Origin of the sequence: Streptomyces hydrogenans (assembly GCF_014656075.1) — a bacterium.
GTDB lineage: Bacteria > Actinomycetota > Actinomycetes > Streptomycetales > Streptomycetaceae > Streptomyces > Streptomyces hydrogenans.
In genome coordinates, this window is record NZ_BNBS01000045.1 from 44,094 (window position 1) to 62,187 (window position 18,094).

The window sequence follows — 18,094 nt, forward strand, 5'->3', positions numbered from 1 at the left end:
CGGCGTCTTGCATTCCGGTCTTCTTCCGGGCAGGGAATCATCGCGGCGACACGGAATCCGCAGATCGCGGGTTCCGCTGCACTGCCCGAAGGAGAAATGACATGGCTGCCGGTACCGTGAAGTGGTTCAACGCGGAAAAGGGCTTCGGCTTCATCGAGCAGGACGGTGGCGGCCCTGACGTGTTCGCCCACTACTCGAACATCGCCACCCAGGGCTTCCGCGAGCTCCAGGAGGGCCAGAAGGTCTCCTTCGACATCGCGCAGGGCCAGAAGGGCCCGACGGCGGAGAACATCGTTCCCGCCTGACGCTGACGCGCCCTGTGCAGCTGGGGCCCGCATCCTTCGGGGTGCGGGCCCCAGCTCTTCGCATTTCCCAGGACTTTCGGGCCCGTTCGAACCGGCCCCGCCGCTCCTTCCACCCGCGCGCGGAATTCACCGCCCCCCATTCCTTCCGGAATTCTCTCCTTCTTCCCGGAACCGCTCGCCCCGTGCGGTGACTCCTCGATCCGTGCCGGACCGCGAAAGGTTCTCCGGCGCGAACCGGCCGGGTGGAAGCGCGCGATGCCCCCGCCCGTACGGCGGGGGCATCGGAGAAGGGTGGGGCCGGCTCACCACCGCCCCTGACTCCCGCGGCGGGCTCAGTGTTCGGAGTAGCTGACGTCGCCCATCGTCCAGGCGCTGACGTCCGCGATCGAGACGCGGTACATGCCGCCCGTCTCCGGGATCCCCACCGTGCCCTGAAGGATCCGCGCCAGGTGGAAGTGCAGATGGGTGGGCGACTCGGCCTTCGACGCGGCGGCGAAGACCGCGGAGAAGTCGGCCAGGTGGTCGGAGTCCGCCAGGACCTCCGAGACCCGCTGCCGCCACACCGCCTCGGGTGCCAGCCGGCCTGTGATGACCGCGCCCCCGGTGACGACGGTCAGGGACATCTGGTTGCTCCGCCCGGACTCCACCAGCCGGGCGACGTCAACGAGCAGCTCGTCAATCTTCGACATGGAAGCCGATCCTACGGGGCGGCCCGCCTCCTCCCCCAGGTCTCTCTCGCGGGCGGGGCCGACGGCCCGGACGCGTGCGCGGAGGGGCCGCAGCGCTTCCGCACTCCTTCCGCACCCCGCCGAGAGCCGATTGTCTCCTCGACGGAGGACCAAAAATCTATCGTGGCCGTAGTAGACATAGAGGGGTAGGTGGGTTACGTTTTCTCTCGTAACCCAGAGAGACAAGGAAGCCGGGCAGAGACGAACTGCCGGCGAGCAGCACGAACGGCATCAGTGAGCAGGACGGTGCGGCGGCGGAGTTTCGAAGCCAGGGCTTGGGCATGACGGCGACGGGACTGGCGGCCGGACCGGGAGGCCCGCGGTGATCAGGGGCCTCCGAGAGCGGGACCGCGGTCATGGCGAAGCGGTACCCGCGGAAGCAGTGGAGCGGTACCCCCGGTGAAAGGCGTCGGGCTGCGGACGCGCGCACCGGGGGCGCGACAGCGGCGCCCTCCCGGGCCGCAGAGCGGTACGCACCACCAGCAGGGCAAGAGGTCGATCAGCGAGGAAGAACGGAGGAGTGCGGCGCCATCAGGATCGCCCGGGCCGACGTCTTGGGCCCGGGTACCGCAGGACATCGTCAGCGAGGTGGTCTTCGGTCGAGCAACCGCGATCCCCGCGCCCCCGGCAGCGACCAGGCCGGGCGGGCGGACACAGAAGGCCGGCGCTTCGTCAGGGCCGGCAGGTGGTGTAGTAGTTCCTTCAGGGCCCTGGTGCCAGCACTGGCACCAGGGCCCCTCTATGCGTTTCACGGAGAGGTGCAAATGACAGCAGACGACTCGTACGACCGTCTCGACGACGACGACTATCCCGCCTACACCATGGGAAGGGCCGCCGAGATGATCGGCGCCACCCAGGGCTTCCTCCGCGCCCTCGGCGAAGCCCGCCTGATCACTCCGCTGCGCTCCGGAGGCGGCCACCGCCGCTACTCCCGCTACCAGCTCCGCATCGCCGCCCGGGCCCGTGAACTCGTCGACCAGGGCACCCCGATCGAGGCCGCCTGCCGGATCATCATCCTCGAGGACCAGCTCGAGGAGGCCCAGCGCATCAACGCCGAGTACCGCCGCGCCGCCGAATCCGGCCCGCCCTCGGAACAGGCCTGAGACGACCACACCCCGCCCCGGCCCCGGCCGTCCGTCCGCGTGCGCGCGAGCGACGGCGGCGAGCGGGACGCGGCCCTCTTCGCGAGGGCCGCGCAGCAGCAACCGGCACGGCCGGCAGCCGGTCAGAACTCCAGCACCTCGCGGTCGAGCGGGTAGCGGGCGCGGTGGGGGCCGTCGTACGGCGAGGGGCTGATCGGGAGGACGCCGGTGGGCTGGAGGCCCAGGTTGTCGTCCCAGATGCGGGGTTCCACGTGGCCGACGACGCGGAACTCGCGGAAGGTGAACGGCGGGCTGTCGGTCGGGAAGAACTCGGGCGTGGTCATCACCTGGAAGTGCAGGTGCGGCGTGGTCGAGTTGCCGCTGTTGCCGATCCGCCCGAGGACCCGGCCGGGTTCGACGTGGTCGCCCTCCCGGACCTTGAGCGAGCCGGGCTCCAGGTGGGCGTAGAGCAGGTAGCGGCCCGGCGCGACCTCCACGGTGACGTGGTTGCCGACGGTCTCGTCGATCGGCGGGATCGGCGGTGAGACGGGCGGCGTGTTGTCCGGGATCCCGTCCCGGACCTCCACCACCCTGCCGCCGGCCGCGGCGACGACCGGCTGCCGGTAGCTCAGGTAGCTGGTGAGCAGCGCGGGGTCGCCCTCCCAGGTCCGGCCCCGCTCGCCGACCCGGTACCAGTCGATGGCGAAGCGCTGCGGCACGTCGAAGCGGCCGTTGATCGGGGCGAGGCCGCGCCGGTGGTGGGTGTTGCCGCAGCACGACTCGCTGGAGTACCAGGTGCCGGGGCGGACCGGGGCGTTCAGGTTCAGCGGCGCGGTGCGGCCGGTCGGGGTGACCTGGACGGTCTCCTCGAACGGGGAGGGGCCGGAGGCGGTGAGAACGGCGCCCGAGAGGTGGTGTTCGAGGACCTTGGGCACCCGCCGGTCGCGGTCGAGGGCCAGGTCGATCCAGATGACCCACTGCTGGGAGCCCGGGATGACGGTCGGCGTGGGCCCCGGGGGCGCCGGGGTGTACCCGTCCGCACCCGGCAGCGGGTCGCCCACGGGATTGGCGGCGTCGGCCAGCGCCCGGCCGCTCAGCGAGCCCACCACCCGGTGGGTGCGGGCGTCCCGGACCTCGACCCGGTCGAGGCGCACCCGCGTGCTGCTGGGCAGCGCGCTCGTGGTGAGCAGTTCGTAGGAGAGGTGCGTCCTGCCGTCCGTGGCGGGGAACGGCGTCGGTTCGGTCATCACCGCCGCCGTCAGCGGCGTGAACTGCGGGCCGGACGCGGGACCGGCCGTGTCGGTCCCGTACCCGGATGCCGTCGAGGCGGTCAGCATGCCGACCGCGAGCACGGCGGTCACGAGCCCGCGACGTAGCGGGCTCCGGCCGGTGCGGTTGCGAGGGTCGTGCTCTGCCATGGTGCTCTTCCAGTCGTGTGGCCCGGGCCGTGAGGGCACCGGCACGCCCCGCGCCGAGACGCAGGCCCCTGTGTAACCCGGCGGGGCACCGCTCCGGGCCCGGGGCGCCGGAGCCGCATCCGAACTCCACCCGTCCAGCCGCATGACGATCAGCGGAAGGCCGGCGCCGCTCGGCGGGGTCAGGTGGCGGGCGAGGCCCACCAGGTGGAGGGGGCCGCGACGGTGTAGCCCAGGGACTCGTACAGCGGGCGGCCCAGCTTCGAGGCGGTGAGCGTGACCGGGAGGTGCGCCAGGGGGGCGAGGGAGCCGAGCATGACGGCGCGGCCCACACCGCGCGAGCGGAAGGCCGCGGAGGTGCCGACCCAGTAGTGGCTGCCGACCCCGGCGTCCACGACGCTGAGGGCGGCTCCCGCCGGGACGCCGTCGTGCAGGGCGAGGTGGACGTCCACGCCGGGCTGCTCGATCAGGGCCTGCGGGAACAGCTCGCCGGGGTGGTGGGGCGTGAAACCGGTCAGGTCGAAGCCCTCGATCACGATCCGTTCGGCCGCCTGGAGGTCCTCGGGCCGGCGGACCCGGATCACGTCGAGCGCCGGTGCGCCGACGGGCCCGGGCGGGCGGGTCATGACCGGCATCTGCCAGCTGCGCAGGCCCAGGTGGCTCAGGTCGGTCGAGCTGAACGGGTCCTCGACGAGCGCCGGGCCCGCGGCCCGGCGCACCAGCTCGCTCGCCTCGGCCACCTCGTCCGGCCCGAGGTCGGGCTCCTGGACCAGGACGCGCAGGCCGGCGCGCTCGTCGCCGTCGATCGCGACGAAGCCGCGGCGCCGGACGACCTGGTGCCCCCGGCTCCGGCCGGTCGCGGTCCAGAGCGCGGCGGAGTTCCGGGCCTGGAGCCTCAGGGCGTCGGGCAGCGGGGCGGGGGTGGACGCGGGGGCGGGACCAGGTGCGGATCCGGGGGCGGCCGCGGGTTCCGGCCGGACCTCGTCCGATGAAGTGGATCTTGTCGTCATGACGCCTACGGTAGTGCGCAACTCCCGTTCACCCGAGGGAGATTCGCGGCGCCGTCGAGTCGCCGGTCAGTTCTTCCCGTCGTCGTCGGGCGTCTCCGTCGCCTCGGCCCCGCGGGCCTTCTCGCGCATCTTGCGCACCAGTTCCGCCTTGCGGTCGGCGGCGTCCTGGCGGTCGAGGTTGCGGTGCGGGCCGTTGTTCTGGCGCTCGGCGCGGGACAGCTTCTTGCGCTGGCCGCCGCCCTGGCCGACGGGGTTGTTGATGTTCTTGCTGTCGGTCACGGGGGCTCCCGGGTGGTGGGGGGATGGGATCGCGACGTTACCCGGTCCCCTCCCCGGCCGGGTCGACGAGGCGGGGCAGGACGGCCCCGCGCCGATCCGGACCGAAGCCCCCGGCCTTCCCGTCGGCACCCGCGCCGCCGGCGCGCCGCGCTCCGGGCGGCTCCTCGCGCGCCCGCGCCTCACCGGCGACCGCGGCCCGCCCCCGTGCGCCCGGGTCCGTGCGCCCGGGCCCGCCCGCCCCGCGTCGACCGGTCCGCCGCACGGACGGACTGAGGGGCCGTCAGTAGTAGCTGTGCATGATCTCGGTGGCCCAGGCGGGCTGGGTGGTGGCGCCGCGCGGGCCGAACTCGTCCATGTAGGGCTTGATGTCGAGGACCGGGGTGCCGTCGACCGCGTCCAGGCCCTCCACGTGGAGCTCGCGTCCGTCGACCCGCAGCAGCCGGCAGCGGGACACCCCGAGGCGGTTGGGGCGGTTCTTGCCGCGCTGGGCGAAGATGCCGACCAGCGGCCAGTCGGGGTTGCCGCGCGGGTGCCGGGCCCCCGTCTCCACCTTCTCCTCCGGCACCCGGTCGAAGTGGTAGACGACCTCCACGTGCGAGAAGGCGTCCAGTCCGGCGAGCGCGTCCGCGCCGAACCGTCCGTCGAGGCGGATCACCGCCGCCACCCCGCCCCACTCGTCGTCCCGGACCTCGGCCCGGCCTCCGACCACCCGGCCGACCGGGACGGTGACGATGTCCATGGGGGCGGGTCCGTGCTCCGTCATGCGCTGCGCCTTTCGCGAGGGGTGGGAAGCGGGCGGGGCCGGGGACTCCGCCTCGTGGGCGGTGGTCTCCGGCGCCGGGCGGGTGCGGCGTCCATGGTGTCCGGCCGGGAGGACGCGGGCAAGGGGCCGGGGCGGCGTGCGGGGCCGGTCAGGATCGGAGAAGCGGGGGTGCGGGGGCCGGACCTAGCGTGTTCGTCATGACCTCACTGACGCAGATCACGCTGGAAGTCACCGACCTCGCCGCCGCCGAGAGCTTCTACGCCGCCTCCGGGCTCGGCGCCCACGTGCGGCTGCGGGCCGCCGCCGCGGACGTGCCCTCGGAGGGGTTCCGCGGCTTCACGGTCTCCCTCACGGTGCCGCGGCCGGCCGACGTCCGGGCCCTCGTCGAGGCGGCGACCGCCGCCGGGGGCACGGCCCTGAAGCCCGCCGCGAAGTCCTTCTGGGGTTACGGCGGCGTCGTGTCCGCCCCGGACGGGACGATCTGGAAGTTCGCCTCCTCCGAGAAGAAGGAGAGCGGGCCCGCCACCGGGCTGGTCGAGCGGGTCGTGGTGCTGCTGGGCACCTCGGACATGACCGCCACCAAGGAGTTCTACGTCGCCCACGGCCTCACCGTCGCCCGGAGCTTCGGCCGCAAGTACGTCGAGTTCGCCGCGCCCGAGGGCGCCGTGACGCTCGCGCTGTACCCGCGCCGGGCCCTCGCCAAGGACGCCGGCGTCCCGGCCGACGGCGGCGGGGCGCACCGGGTCGCGCTCGGCGGCGGCACGGCCCGCTTCACCGACCCGGACGGCTTCTCGTGGGAGCCGGAGACGGAGGTCCGGGCGCGGGCCCGGGCGCGGACCGCGGGCGTCTGACGGGCGCGGTCGACAGGGGGCGGGCGACGGGGCTCGACCGCCGAGGCGCGGGCGACGGGCGACGGGGCGGCACGGGCGGCGGGGGGTGACGGAGGGGGCGGGTGACCCGGATCACTCCCCCCGCCCCCGGCCGGGTGTCACATCCGGAGGCCCTGTCCGGTCTTCCCTGGTGGAGACACCTGGAGGTTGACCATGAGGATCCTGATCGCCGGCGCGACCGGCGCCATCGGACGTCCGCTGACCCGTGCCCTGATCCGGGACGGGCACGAGGTGCTGGCCCTGGCCCGTTCGGAGGGCTCGGCGGGGACGGTACGCGCCCTGGGCGCGACGCCCGTCCGGGCGGACGCGCTCGACCGGGAGGGCCTGCTGCGGGCCCTGGACGGGCTGTCCGCCGACGCGGTGGTGCACCAGCTGACGGCGCTCAAGGCGCCCCGGCTCCGGCTCACGGCGGACGACCCGAGCAACGTGCTGCGGGAGCGCGGCACCGCGCACCTCCTGGAGGCGGCGGGGGTGCTGGGGGCGGGCCGTTTCGTCACGCAGTCGCTGGTCCTGGGCTACGGCTACCACGACCACGGGGAGCGGCCCGTCACCGAGGAGGACCGCTTCGGCGTCCTCGGCGGCACCGTCGCCGACCACGTCGTGACGGGTCTCGTCGAGGCGGAGGGCAGGCTCTTCGCCGCCGGGCACGTGGCGGGCACGGCGCTGCGGTACGGCGTCTTCTACGGCCCCGGCACCTGGTTCGACCCGACGCCCGGCAGCCGGCCGTTCCCCGTCCCCCGGGGCGGCGGCGGCACGATGTCGTGGGTGCACGTCGAGGACGCGGCCGAGGCGACGGTCGCCGCGCTGGCCCGGGGGCGGGCGGGGGAGGCGTACAACATCGTCGACGACCGGCCCTCCACCTGGGGCGAGCTCGCCGAGGCCCGCGGCGGGCGCGGTCTCCGCCTGCCCGGCCGTCTTCTCCGCCTGGCCGTCCCCTACCTGGGCTCCCTCATGCTCGACACCCGTCTGCGGGTCTCGCACGCGAAGGCCACCCGGGAGCTCGGCTGGACCCCCCGCCACCCGGACCACCGGGCGGGCATGGCGGCCGCGGCGGCCCGCTGACCCGCGGGCGCGGGTGCGCCGCGGGTCGGAACGGGGCCGGGCGGGTGTGCTGCGGGGCCGGGCGGTGGCGGTCAGGCGGTGGCGCGCTCGATGAGGGCCTCGATGCGGGCCTCGACCTCGGGGGTGAGGACGGTGAGGGCGAAGGCGGTGGGCCACATGTCGCCGTCGTCGAGGGTGGCGGGGTCGTTGAAGCCGAGGGTGGCGTAGCGGGCCTTGAACTTGGCGGCGCTCTGGAAGAAGAAGAGGACCTTGCCGTCCCGGGCGTAGGCGGGCATGCCGTACCAGGTCTTGGGGGTCAGGCCGGGCGCGACCCGCTTGACCAGGGCGTGGATGCCCTCGGCGAGGACGCGGTCCTCGTCGGCCATCTCGGCGACCTTCGCGAGGAGGTCGGCCTCGCCGTCGGCGGCCTTGGCGCGGCCGCCGCGGGCCGTGCCGGCCTTCAGCTCCTTCGCCCGCTCCTTCATCGCCTCGCGCTCGTCCTCGTCGAAGCCGTCGTAGGACTTGGCGCTCCCGGTCGCCCCCGCGCCCTTGGTGGTCCGTGTGCTCCTGGTGGTCATGGCCGGTCCCCTCGTCGATGTGCCGCTCGGCTTGCTCGGTGCTGTTCCAGGCTAGGTTTCGCCGGTCCCGGGTGCTTCTCCGAAACCGACCGGCGGCTCAGGCGAGCCAGGCGCCGTCGCGCATCAGGGTGCGCCCGTCGAGTTCGTCGGCCTCGCGCCAGGCGTGCACGCGCCGCGGCCGGATGTGGAAGTACTGGTAAGGCCGGGTGAGTTCGCGCGGGTCGAAGCCGGTCTTCTCGGCGAACGCGTCGCCCGTGCCGGCCGGGAGGTCGGCGAGGTCCACGGGCTCGGCGGTGCCGTCGATCATCACCACGTCGCGGGTGGGCCCGAGGGCCAGCCGGACCCGGCCGTCGGCCAGCAGGTTGCGGCCGGTGAGGGAGGCGCGCGGGGTGGAGACCAGGACGGCGGCGCCGTCCCAGAGGAAGGAGAGCGGGATCAGGTGGCCCTGACTGGCCACCCACAGGTCCACGTCGGTCTCCAGGCGGGCCAGGGTGTCCTTGAGGCGTTCCTCGCGGGACCTCGGCGCGGGCGTGGTGGTCATGGCGTCTCCCCCCGGGTGGCGCGCAGTGCGGTGACGAAGGCGTACGGCGTCGTCTCGTACGCCCGGGTGAACGTGCGGTGCAGCGTCTCCGCGGTCAGGCCCGCCTCCCGGGCGAGGCCCGGGACGTCCAGCGGGCGGGTGTACTCGCGGTCGATGCGGTCGCGGATCCTGCGCAGCTCCCTCAGCTCCTGGAGCCGTACCGTCCGGGTGCGGGCTTCGGCCCACGCGGGCTGGCACATGTCGGTCCCCCCTGCCGGATCAGCGCACTTCCTGGATGCGGATCAGATTGCCCGCCGGGTCGCGGAAGGCGCAGTCGCGGACGCCGTAGGGCTGCTGGGTGGGCTCCTGGACGACCTCGGTGTCGCCGGCGGCGACCTTCGCGAAGACGGCGTCGAGGTCGGGGGTGGCGAGGAGGATCCAGCCGTACGTCCCCTTGGCCATCATCTCCGTGATGGTGCGGCGCTCGTCCTCCGTGATGCCCGGATCGACGGCCGGCGGGGCGAGCAGGATCGAGGTGCCGGACTGTCCGGCGGGGCCGACGGTGATCCAGCGCGTCCTGCCCTGGCCGACGTCGCTGCGCACCTCGAAGCCGAGGACGTCGCGGAAGAAGACGAGGGAGGCGTCGGGGTCCTCGTGCGGGAGGACGGTGGTGTGGATGGTGAGGTCCATGCGGATCAAGGTAGTTGGCGGCGCGGGCGCGCGCTTCTCGAATCCTGACCGTGTTCGGGCGGGCGGGTCCCGGAGGAGCGTCACCGCCGTCACCGCGGGCGCCGGGCCGGCGAGGACGAGGACGTGCCGGGCGTTCTGGAGGACCCGGGTCCCCCCTCCTAGCCGACCCCGTGAACCGGCCCCGGCCCGTCACCCGGCCCCGGACCCGCACCGGGACCCGCGCCGGGGCCCGGACCCGGACCCGCGCCGGGGCCCGGACCCGACTTCGACGTCGGCTCCAACCCCGGCTCCGGCTCCGGCTCCGCCAGGAAGTCCATCACCGCCAGGGCGAAGAGGAGGGCCAGGGCCAGGCCGAACACAACCCAGCCGGTCGGGTGCGGCCAGAGGACGAAGGCGAGGGCCGCGGCCGCCACCAGGATCCACACGATCCAGGTGCGGAAGCGGCGCACGAAGCCGCCGACCGGGCCGAGCCGCATCCCCGCCCGGTCCGCCGTCGACCGGGTCGCGGTGATGCCCGAGTGCCACAGCCCGCGGACCAGGACCGCCGGGCGGCTCGGGCCCGACAGCCAGGCGACCAGGGCGACGAGCACGCCGAGCACCGCGCAGACCCGGACCGAGGTGCGCAGGAAGCGGATCAGGGTGTCGTAGACCGTGCCCGCGGCGGCCGGGGAGACCGAGGAGGGCAGCGCGTTGAGGTAGACCGTGCGGAAGACGGTGAGCGCGATCCCGAGGACCACGGCCGCGAAGGCGAAGCCGAGGGCGGCGGCGACCAGCGCCCGGCGCCGGCGCACCGCGAGCAGCACGCCGCCCGCCACCAGCAGCACCGCGATGACCGGCAGCCACACGCCCATGGTCTGGAGCAGCGCGAAGCCGGTCTTCGCCTTCCCGATGTCGTCGGACCTGAGGACCGTGAAGTCCGTGTGGATCTCGGGGATCTTGCCGGCGACGGTGAGCCCGGAGTCGACCAGGCGTTCCTTCACCCGCTCGATGACGGGGGCCAGGTCGATCGTCACCGTGTCGGTCTCGATCTTCACCGCCCCGTCCTGGTCGCCCGTCAGAGCGCGGTCGAGGGAGGTGTGGATGGCGCGGTTGGCGTCGGTCCAGATGGTCTCGAAGGCCGGGGAGGCGACGACGTCCTGCGCGCGGTCGTGGACGAAGCTGGAGACCGCGCTCTCCAGGGAGTCGCCGAGCTTCCCGAGCGCCTTCTCCGCCAGCGGCCGCTGGTCGGGCGCGACGCCTTCGAGGAGCGCCGGGAGGTCGATGTGCTCCATGACGGCGCCGGTGACCCGGTTCGCCACGGCCGCCTGGATGTCCGGGTCGGAGGCGAGCGGGCTCACCGTCTGCACGTAGCGGTCGGTGTCGCCCAGGAGGTCGGCCGTCCAGGCGGCCACCAGGCCCAGCGGCACGAGGACGCAGCCGATGACGACGAGGAGCCCGGAGAAGAAGGAGCGCAGCCGGTGGTGCTCGCGCTTCGGGGCGCCCTGCCCGGTGCCGGCCTCCAGGGCGGCCACCCGGGCACGGAGCAGGGTGAGTTCGTCGTCGGTCCCGCCGTCAGGTGCTCCCATGGGGCCACTGTGCGGGCGGGGCCCGGAACCGGCTTCCCGGACGCCCCCGATCGGGTGAGCCCCGCCCCTGTCCCCGCCCCTGCCCCTTCCCTGTCCCTTCCCTCGCCCGGGCGCTCCCCACGGCCGCGGGGCGGTGCGCGATCATGCCGGTATGACTTCGCTGCCGCGCTGTGCCGTGCTCGACGACCACCAGGGTGCCGCCCTCGCCTCCGCCGACTGGAGCCCGCTCCACGGCCGGGTGGAGGTGCGGGTGCTCCGCGAGCACCTGGCGGACCGGGACGCGCTGGTGGCGGCCGTCGGGGACTGCGAGATCCTGGTGGTGATGCGGGAGCGGACGCCGCTCGACGCCGCCCTGCTCGACCGGCTGCCCCGGCTGCGGCTGGTCGTCACCTCGGGGATGCGCAACGCCTCGATCGACCTGGCCGCCTGCCGGGAGCGCGGGATCACCGTCTGCGGCACGGCCAGCGGCTCCGAGCCGCCCACCGAGCTCACCTGGGCGCTGATCCTGGGGCTCGTCCGGCACGTGACGACGGAGGCCGCGGCGCTGCGCGCGGGCGGCCCCTGGCAGTCGACGGTCGGCGGGGACCTGGCCGGCCGCACGCTGGGGCTGCTCGGTCTGGGGAAGATCGGCGGCCGGGTCGCGGCCGTCGGCCGCGCCTTCGGCATGGACGTCCTCGCCTGGAGCCCGCACCTGACGGAGGAGCGGGTCGCCGCGCACGGGGACGGCGTACGGCTGGCGCGCGGCAAGGCCGACCTGTTCGAGCGGAGCGACGTCGTCTCGCTGCACCTGGTGCTCTCCGACCGCACCCGGGGCATCGTCGGCGAGCCGGAGCTGCGGGCGATGCGGCCGGGGGCGTATCTGGTGAACACCGCGCGGGCGGGGCTGGTGGACGGCGCCGCGCTGCTGCGGGCGCTGCGCGAGCGCTGGATCGCCGGGGCGGGGCTCGACGTGTACGAGACGGAGCCGCTGCCGGCCGGCGATCCGCTGCGCACCCTCCCGAACGTCCTCGCCCTGCCCCACCTCGGGTACGTCTCCGAGGCCAACTACGCCCGGTACTTCGGGCAGGCGGTGGAGGACATCGAGGCGTTTCTGGCGGGCGCGCCGGTCCGCGTCCTGGAGGGTCCCGCGCCCGGCGCCTAGTCGAGGGCGGTACGGGCCAGGTCGAGGAACTCCGCCTCGGTGAGGCCCAGCTCGCGGGCCTCGCCGGCGGCCTCGCGGAGGCGGGTGACGAGCCGGGCGCGGTCGGGGGCGGTGGCGCCGGGGACGATGAGGGCGCCGCGGCCGCGCCGGAGTTCGATGAGGCCCTCCTCGCGGAGCCGCTGGTAGCCGCGCAGGACGGTGTGGACGTTGACGCCGAGGGAGTCGGCGAGCTCGCGGGCGGCGGGGAGCCGCTCGCCGGGGGCGGCGGTGCCGTCGGCGAGGGCGCCGCGGACGCAGCCGGCGATCTGGTCGCCGAGCGGGACGGAGGAGGCGGGGTCGACACGGAAGAGCACGGTCAGAGCCTTCCACGACGTTCGACGAGGGTGTTGAGGAGGGCCGCCGCGGTCCGGGCGTCGGGCACGGTGACGGCGAACTCGCGGCCGTTCCCGCGCCGGACGACCAGGGCCTCGCCGGAGCGCAGGACGACGCCGCTGCGGTGGGCGCGGACCCGGTAGCCCCAGCCGCCGAACTCGCGCAGCGCGTCGACGGGCCGGACGTCGGCGGCGGTGATGTCGTCGAGCGGCACGTGGACGCGGGGCCGGGGGGTCAGCGTGGAGCGGACGGTGAGGCCGTGCCGGTCGACGCTGACGCGGATCCGGGCGAGGGCGAGTCCCGGGACGGCGACGGCGAGGGCGATGAGCAGCAGCGGCCACGGGCCGAGGAGCACGGCGACGGCGCCGCCCGCGAGGAAGAGCAGGCCGAGGGCGGTGAGCGGGGCGGAGGCGGTGGCGCGGGACCAGCCGGCCAGCTCGCCGGCTCCGAGGTCGAGCCGGGGCGCGTCCGGGTGGACGGCGGGTCCGGCGCCCTCGTGCTCCTCCGGCGGGACGAGCCGGGAGAGGGCGTGCCCGGCGAGGGCGAGGGCAGCTCCGGCGGCGGCCGCGACGGCGAGGTGGGAGAGCGGCGAGACGACGTCCGCGGGGTCGGCCGCGTCCAGGTTGTCGTGGACGACGAGGACGAGGAGCGTGCCGGTGAGCCCGGCGGTGAGCCAGGCGCCCCAGAGGGCGCCGCGCCGCACGAGGACCGTCCAGCCGGCGCCGAGGGTGAGCAGCAGCGCGGCGCCGACGGCGGTGAAGGCGGCCCGGCCGGTGAAGCCGTCGGCCTCGCCGCCGTACGAGAAGTGGGTGGCGAGCGGGTCGGGGAGCCGGTCGGACCAGACGGCGAGGAGCGCGACGTAGGTGACGGCGGCGAGGGCGAACGGGAGCGCCGCGAGGGCGCGGAGGCGGAACGGGACGCGGAGTGCGGCGGTGTGCGGAGCAGTGGTCATGAAAACCTCCCTTGTTCGCACTCTACTAGAACAATGGGGGTTGAGGTCGAGGGCCTGGGGCCTCCTTTCCGGATGCGGGCCCGCACGGCCGGTTATTGACTGGTCCAAATGCGTCCAGATGCCGCCAATCGGGGAGAATTCATGCGCCGACGGTCCGCCGCCGCCCTCACCGCCCTCGCCACCCTGACCGCCGTCGCCGCGACCGGCTGCGGCAGCGACGACGAGCCCGATCCGCTCCGCGGCCAGCAGTGGGCCGTGAACTCCCTGAAGCTCCCCGACGCCTGGTCCACGGCCAAGGGCGACGACACGGTCATCGCCGTCGTCGACACCGGCGTGGACCCGGACCATCCCGACCTCGAGGGGCGGCTGGTCGACGGCTACGACTTCGTGGACGGCGACGACGACCCGAAGGACCTCAACGGCCACGGCACCCACGTCGCCGGCATCGCCGCCGCGCACACCGACAACGGCGTCGGGATCGCGGGCGGCGCGCCCGGCGCCAAGATCATGCCGGTGCGGGTGCTGGGCGCGGACGGCAGCGGCAGCGACGCGAACATCACCAAGGGGATCGTCTGGGCCGCCCAGCACGGCGCCGACGTCATCAACCTCTCCCTCGGCGAGTCCGGTCTGATGGCCCGGCTCCTCAAGGGCGGCGTCCTCAACGACGCCATCTCCGTCGCCAACAGCAAGGGGGCGGTGGTGGTGGCCGCCGCCGGCAACGACGCGACCCTGCTCCAGCCGTACGAGCTGGACACCCCGGTCCTCGTGGTCAACGCCGCCGACGAGAACGGGCAGCCCGCCGAGTTCACCAACTTCGGCGCGCAGGACGCGGTGGCGGCGCCCGGCGTCGACATCCTCTCGACCCTGCCGACCTACACGGCCAAGGAGACCCTCAGGAACACCACGGGGTACGGCAGGCTCTCCGGCACCTCGATGGCCTCGCCGTACGTGGCCGCCGTGGCCGCGCTCCTGCACCAGCAGGGCCTGAGCCCGACGGAGATCATGGGGGCGATCCGGAACACGGCGAAGAACCCGGCGCAGAGCCCGAAGCTGGGCCTCGGGAACGTCGACGCGGCCGCCGCCGTGCGGGCGGCGGCCGGCGGGAACTGACCCGGGCCCCGGACGGTCAGGCCTCCAGGACCGCGCGCAGCGTCTTCGCGAACTCCTCCGGCGCGCCCTGCTGGCCGAACTCGCCGCCCAGGAAGCCGCCGTGGTTGCTGGGGAAGACGGCGAGCGGGGTGCCGAGGCGGTCGGCGAGCGCGGCCGCGGCGCGGGCCGCGAGCTCGTTGCGGGACTCCTCGCCCGCGGCCACGACGATCCGGGTGGCGGCGCCCTTCAGGGCCTCGACGTCCGGGTCGTAGCCGGTGCAGCCCCGCATGTTCCGGCCGAGCAGCGGGTCGTCGCGGCGGCCGTCGTCCCCGGTCGGCAGGCCGAAGGTGTCGGGCGACGGGACCGGGAGCGCCGCCCAGTCGGCCGGGATCGGGCCCTGGTGGCCGACGAGGGAGATGAACTTGGCCATGCCCGCGCCCCAGCCGTCCCTCAGGTAGGTGGCGTGCACGTCGGCGCAGGCGGCCAGGGCCTCGGCGCCGTCGGGGACGAGCCCGGCGGCGGGCGGCTCGTGGGCGACGAGGGTGTGCACGAGGCCGGGGTGACGGGCGACCAGCGCCAGGGAGTTGACGGCGCCGCCGCTGCTGGCGAAGAGGTCCACCGGGCCCGCGGCCAGCTCCTCGATCAGCCGGGCCAGGTCGTCGGCGTGCTCCTCGGGAAGGATCTCGACCGGGGCGCCCTCGGCGGTCACGCTGCGGCCGACGCCGCGCGGGTCGTAGGTGACGACGGTGCGGTCGGTGAAGTGGGAGGCGAGCGTGGTGAATCCGGTCGCGTCCATCGGGGAGCCGACCAGGAGCAGCGGGCGCGGGTCCGTGCCGGTGCCGGGGCGGACGTCGTAGCGCAGGGTGGCGCCGGCGGTCTCCAGGGTGCGGGTGGTGAACTCGGCCATCGTTCTCTCCTCCGTGGGGTGCTTTCAGAGGGGTAGACGGGGGCCGGGCGGAAAAGTCATCGGCCGGGGCCGGATCTTTTTCTACTCGCCGCACTCGTGTGCGGCCGGGTCGACGACGACCCGGTCCAGGAGCCCCCGCAGCAGGGTCTGTTCGGCCTCGGTGAGGTCGGCGAAGAGTTCGCGCTCGGCCTCGCCGACGGCCTGGTCGACGCGGTCCAGGACGGCCGCGCCGGCCTCGGTGATCTCGACGATGTGGCGGCGCCGGTCGGCCGGGTCGCGGCGGCGCTCGGCGAGGCCGGCGTCCTCCAGCTCGTTGAGGATCGCGACCAGTTGGCTGGGGTCGACCTCCATCGCGGCGGCCAGTTCGCGCTGGCTCATCGGCGCGGGCGCGAGCCGCATCAGCGTCATCGCGTTGCGCGGGTGCAGCCCGGCGACACCGAGGGCGGAGCGGATGCGCGCGCTCGTCAGCTCTCCGCGGAAGGAGAGGAGGAATCCGAGCCGGTCGGTCGGGAGGGCTGCCATGCCGTCCACCGTAACAACAAGCACATTGTGGAGCGAGAGAAATCGTTGTTACGCTTCAACGGTTTCCGTCCCCAGATCGTTGGAGCACCCCCATGTTCATCGGCTACGCCGTCCTCGCCGTCCTGCTCGCCCTCGGCCTGTCCGCCTCCGCCGCCATGACCTTCACCCGCAATCCGGCGGTGGCCGGGAACATGACGAAGCTGGGGGTGCCGGACACCTGGCTGCCCTGGCTGGGCACGGCGAAGGCGGCGGGCGCGCTCGGCCTGCTCGCCGGACTCGCGGTCCCGGCGCTCGGCACGGCCGCCGCGATCGGCCTGGTCCTCTACTTCGTCGGCGCGGTCGTCACCCACCTGCGGGCGAAGGACTACGAGCTGGCGCCGGCCCTGGTCCTCACCGTCCTCCCGGCGGCCGCGCTGGTGCTGCGCATGGCCAGCTCCTGATCCCGCCCCTGATCCGGCTCCCGAGCCGAACGAAGCGAGACGAGACGATTCGTCTTGCCAGAGACTCCGCCATGCCGTACGGTCGAGACATCGAGAACGAGACGAACCGTCTCGTCACTCGTCCCGTGTCGCCCACCACAGGAGTCCGCCCTTGTTCCGTGCCAGGCTCACCGAGGTCACCAAGCGCTACGACGACCGGTACGCGCACCACCGGACCGTCCTCGACCGCGCCTCCCTCACCGTCCGTCCCGGCGAGCGCCTCGGCGTCGTCGGCGACAACGGCTCCGGGAAGTCCACCCTCCTCCGGCTGCTCGCCGGCCTCGAAACCGCCGACAACGGCACCGTGGACGTCCACGCCCCCGGCGGCCTCGGCCACCTCGCCCAGACCCTCGACCTCCCCCCGACCGCGACCGTCGGCGACGCCGTCGACCACGCGCTCGCGGAGATCCGGGAGCTGGAGCGGGAGATCCGGAAGGCCGAGGCGGCCCTCACCCCCGCCGGACTCGACCGGTACGCCGCACTCCTCGCCGCCTTCGAGGCGCGCGGCGGCGCCGGGGCAGAGCGGCGGATGGCGACCGTGCTGCGCCGGCTCGGCGAGACCGCGCCGCTCGACCGGGACCGGCCGCTGGCCACCCTCTCCGGCGGGCAGCGGGCCCGGCTCGCACTGGCCGGCGTGCTCGCCGCCGACCCGGAACTGCTGCTGCTCGACGAGCCGACCAACGACCTCGACGACGAGGCCGTCGGCTGGCTGGAGGAGCGGCTGCGCACCCACCGGGGCACGGTCGTGGCCGTCTCCCACGACCGCGTCTTCCTCGACCGGGTCGCCACCGCCGTCCTGGAGGTCGACGAGGACCGGCACACCCTGCGCCGCTACGGCGACGGCTACGCGGGCCACCTCGCCGGACGGGCCGCCGAACGGGCCCGCAGGGCGCGGGAGCACACGGAGTGGAAGGAGGAGCTGGCCCGCCACCGGGCCCTCGCGGACAGCGCCGTCGACCGCTTCTCCGCCATCCCCCGCAAGGCCCCCGCCGCGTTCAGCGGCGCCGGCGCCTTCCGGGCCCGGTCCCGGGCGCACGGGGCGATGAGCCGGATCCGCGCCGCCCGCGAGCGGGTGGCGCGACTCACCGGGAACCCGGTGCCGCCACCGCCCGAACCCCTGCGCTTCCGGGGGGAGTTCGAGGGCGATGGCACGTCCGTCGACCTGGCGGGCGTACGGGTCGACGGCCGGCTGCGGCTCGACGCCCTCCACCTCGCACCCGGCGAGCGGCTGCTCGTCACCGGCCCCAACGGCGCGGGAAAGACCACCCTCCTCCGGGTCCTGGCGGGCGAACTCGCCCCGGACGCGGGCACGGTGACCGTGCCCGGCCGGGCCGGGCTGCTCCGCCAGGACACGACCTCACCCCACGACCCCCGTACGGTGGGCGAGGTCTTCGGAGAGGGCCGCGAGGACGAACTGCTCGCCCTCGGGCTCTTCACGGCCCGGGATCTGACGACCCCGGTCCGACTTCTGTCGACGGGCCGGCGGCGCAAGCTGGAACTGGCCCGGCTGGTGACCGCGCCGGCCGCCCTGCTGCTCCTCGACGAGCCGACCAACCACCTGGCGCCCGCCCTCGTGGAGGAGATCGAGGCCGCGCTCGCGGCCTACCGGGGCACCCTGGTGGTCGTCAGCCACGACCGCCGGCTGCGGGCGGGCTTCCGGGGCCGGCACCTGGAACTGGCCCCGGCCCGGACCCCGGCGAGGGCCTAGGGCCTGTCTGACCATTGGCGTCGGATCAGGCCGGGTCGTCCGGCGCGTGCGATCGGCG

22 protein-coding genes are annotated in these 18,094 nt (G+C 74.6%); 8 read left to right on the top strand and 14 right to left on the bottom strand.

Annotation, left to right across the window (positions count from 1 at the left end):
- Nucleotides 1-101 precede the first annotated feature (101 nt).
- Nucleotides 102-305, top strand: coding sequence for a cold-shock protein (locus IE321_RS20220; protein WP_190223980.1), 204 nt, complete (start codon nucleotides 102-104; stop codon nucleotides 303-305).
- Nucleotides 306-637: 332 nt separating this feature from the next.
- Here IE321_RS20220 and IE321_RS20225 read toward each other — a convergent pair whose 3' ends face one another.
- Complete coding sequence (locus IE321_RS20225) at nucleotides 638-994, bottom strand: GvpU-like protein (RefSeq protein ID WP_043221321.1); 357 nt, start codon at nucleotides 992-994, stop codon at nucleotides 638-640.
- An 803-nt stretch (nucleotides 995-1,797) separates the two neighbouring features.
- On the opposite strand from IE321_RS20225, the gene IE321_RS20230 reads away from it, so the two are divergent.
- Nucleotides 1,798-2,136 (top strand): MerR family transcriptional regulator, encoded by a 339-nt coding sequence (locus IE321_RS20230; protein ID WP_043221323.1) that lies wholly within the window; start codon nucleotides 1,798-1,800, stop codon nucleotides 2,134-2,136.
- A 122-nt stretch (nucleotides 2,137-2,258) separates the two neighbouring features.
- Here the strand turns inward: IE321_RS20230 and IE321_RS20235 are convergent, their stop codons facing one another.
- The 4 genes from IE321_RS20235 to IE321_RS20250 all read right to left on the bottom strand — a co-directional run bounded on the left by IE321_RS20235 (nucleotide 2,259) and on the right by IE321_RS20250 (nucleotide 5,582).
- Nucleotides 2,259-3,533 carry a M23 family metallopeptidase gene (locus tag IE321_RS20235; RefSeq protein WP_190223981.1) on the bottom strand — a complete coding sequence of 425 codons (1,275 nt, stop codon included), beginning with the start codon at nucleotides 3,531-3,533 and terminating at the stop codon, nucleotides 2,259-2,261.
- A 179-nt stretch (nucleotides 3,534-3,712) separates the two neighbouring features.
- Nucleotides 3,713-4,540: a GNAT family N-acetyltransferase gene (locus tag IE321_RS20240; RefSeq protein WP_226652139.1), complete on the bottom strand. Its 828-nt coding sequence runs from the start codon at nucleotides 4,538-4,540 to the stop codon at nucleotides 3,713-3,715.
- Between the two features lie 66 nt (nucleotides 4,541-4,606).
- Nucleotides 4,607-4,819, bottom strand: a complete 213-nt coding sequence (locus IE321_RS20245; RefSeq protein WP_043221324.1) for a DUF6243 family protein — start codon at nucleotides 4,817-4,819, stop codon at nucleotides 4,607-4,609.
- A 280-nt stretch (nucleotides 4,820-5,099) separates the two neighbouring features.
- Nucleotides 5,100-5,582 (bottom strand): SAM-dependent methyltransferase, encoded by a 483-nt coding sequence (locus tag IE321_RS20250; protein ID WP_190223982.1) that lies wholly within the window; start codon nucleotides 5,580-5,582, stop codon nucleotides 5,100-5,102.
- Between the two features lie 197 nt (nucleotides 5,583-5,779).
- On the opposite strand from IE321_RS20250, the gene IE321_RS20255 reads away from it, so the two are divergent.
- Entirely contained in the window at nucleotides 5,780-6,433 is a 654-nt protein-coding gene (locus tag IE321_RS20255; RefSeq protein ID WP_190223983.1) for a VOC family protein, read from the top strand.
- A gap of 192 nt (nucleotides 6,434-6,625) precedes the next feature.
- Nucleotides 6,626-7,534: an NAD-dependent epimerase/dehydratase family protein gene (locus IE321_RS20260; protein ID WP_043227457.1), complete on the top strand. Its 909-nt coding sequence runs from the start codon at nucleotides 6,626-6,628 to the stop codon at nucleotides 7,532-7,534.
- A 71-nt stretch (nucleotides 7,535-7,605) separates the two neighbouring features.
- On the opposite strand, the gene IE321_RS20265 is transcribed toward IE321_RS20260, so the two are convergent.
- The 5 genes from IE321_RS20265 to IE321_RS20285 all read right to left on the bottom strand — a co-directional run bounded on the left by IE321_RS20265 (nucleotide 7,606) and on the right by IE321_RS20285 (nucleotide 10,866).
- Nucleotides 7,606-8,091: an iron chaperone gene (locus IE321_RS20265; RefSeq protein ID WP_043227456.1), complete on the bottom strand. Its 486-nt coding sequence runs from the start codon at nucleotides 8,089-8,091 to the stop codon at nucleotides 7,606-7,608.
- Between the two features lie 97 nt (nucleotides 8,092-8,188).
- Complete coding sequence (locus IE321_RS20270; RefSeq protein WP_190223984.1) at nucleotides 8,189-8,632, bottom strand: pyridoxamine 5'-phosphate oxidase family protein; 444 nt, start codon at nucleotides 8,630-8,632, stop codon at nucleotides 8,189-8,191.
- A complete protein-coding gene (locus IE321_RS20275) occupies nucleotides 8,629-8,871 on the bottom strand; it encodes a helix-turn-helix transcriptional regulator (RefSeq protein ID WP_051842482.1) in 243 nt (80 codons plus the stop codon). Before IE321_RS20275 ends, IE321_RS20270 begins: the two co-directional genes overlap by 4 nt.
- 19 nt (nucleotides 8,872-8,890) lie before the next feature.
- Nucleotides 8,891-9,301 carry a VOC family protein gene (locus IE321_RS20280; protein WP_043227453.1) on the bottom strand — a complete coding sequence of 137 codons (411 nt, stop codon included), beginning with the start codon at nucleotides 9,299-9,301 and terminating at the stop codon, nucleotides 8,891-8,893.
- 158 nt (nucleotides 9,302-9,459) lie between these two features.
- On the bottom strand, nucleotides 9,460-10,866 hold the full coding sequence (locus IE321_RS20285; protein ID WP_226652141.1) for a hypothetical protein: 1,407 nt from the start codon (nucleotides 10,864-10,866) through the stop codon (nucleotides 9,460-9,462).
- Nucleotides 10,867-11,017: 151 nt separating this feature from the next.
- Here IE321_RS20285 and IE321_RS20290 point away from each other — a divergent pair, with 151 nt between their 5' ends.
- Nucleotides 11,018-12,007 carry a D-2-hydroxyacid dehydrogenase family protein gene (locus IE321_RS20290; protein ID WP_190223985.1) on the top strand — a complete coding sequence of 330 codons (990 nt, stop codon included), beginning with the start codon at nucleotides 11,018-11,020 and terminating at the stop codon, nucleotides 12,005-12,007.
- Here IE321_RS20290 and IE321_RS20295 read toward each other — a convergent pair.
- Together IE321_RS20295 and IE321_RS20300 are read right to left on the bottom strand one after the other, a co-directional pair.
- Nucleotides 12,004-12,360, bottom strand: a complete 357-nt coding sequence (locus IE321_RS20295; protein WP_190223986.1) for a GntR family transcriptional regulator — start codon at nucleotides 12,358-12,360, stop codon at nucleotides 12,004-12,006. The genes IE321_RS20290 and IE321_RS20295 overlap by 4 nt on opposite strands.
- A 2-nt stretch (nucleotides 12,361-12,362) precedes the next feature.
- Nucleotides 12,363-13,331 carry a DUF1648 domain-containing protein gene (locus IE321_RS20300; protein WP_190223987.1) on the bottom strand — a complete coding sequence of 323 codons (969 nt, stop codon included), beginning with the start codon at nucleotides 13,329-13,331 and terminating at the stop codon, nucleotides 12,363-12,365.
- Between the two features lie 141 nt (nucleotides 13,332-13,472).
- Between IE321_RS20300 and IE321_RS20305 the strand changes: the two genes are divergently transcribed.
- A complete protein-coding gene (locus IE321_RS20305; RefSeq protein ID WP_190223988.1) occupies nucleotides 13,473-14,441 on the top strand; it encodes a S8 family peptidase in 969 nt (322 codons plus the stop codon).
- Nucleotides 14,442-14,457: 16 nt separating this feature from the next.
- Here IE321_RS20305 and IE321_RS20310 read toward each other — a convergent pair whose 3' ends face one another.
- Together IE321_RS20310 and IE321_RS20315 are read right to left on the bottom strand one after the other, a co-directional pair.
- Nucleotides 14,458-15,327 (bottom strand): alpha/beta fold hydrolase, encoded by an 870-nt coding sequence (locus IE321_RS20310; protein WP_043227447.1) that lies wholly within the window; start codon nucleotides 15,325-15,327, stop codon nucleotides 14,458-14,460.
- Between the two features lie 81 nt (nucleotides 15,328-15,408).
- The gene (locus tag IE321_RS20315) at nucleotides 15,409-15,849 is read right to left on the bottom strand and encodes a MarR family winged helix-turn-helix transcriptional regulator (RefSeq protein WP_226652143.1); all 441 of its coding nucleotides are present in this window, start codon (nucleotides 15,847-15,849) and stop codon (nucleotides 15,409-15,411) included.
- Between the two features lie 92 nt (nucleotides 15,850-15,941).
- On the opposite strand from IE321_RS20315, the gene IE321_RS20320 reads away from it, so the two are divergent.
- Together IE321_RS20320 and IE321_RS20325 are read left to right on the top strand one after the other, a co-directional pair.
- Nucleotides 15,942-16,289 (top strand): DoxX family protein, encoded by a 348-nt coding sequence (locus IE321_RS20320; RefSeq protein ID WP_190223990.1) that lies wholly within the window; start codon nucleotides 15,942-15,944, stop codon nucleotides 16,287-16,289.
- 151 nt (nucleotides 16,290-16,440) lie between these two features.
- Entirely contained in the window at nucleotides 16,441-18,036 is a 1,596-nt protein-coding gene (locus IE321_RS20325; protein ID WP_190223991.1) for an ABC-F family ATP-binding cassette domain-containing protein, read from the top strand.
- Nucleotides 18,037-18,094: the final 58 nt, after the last annotated feature.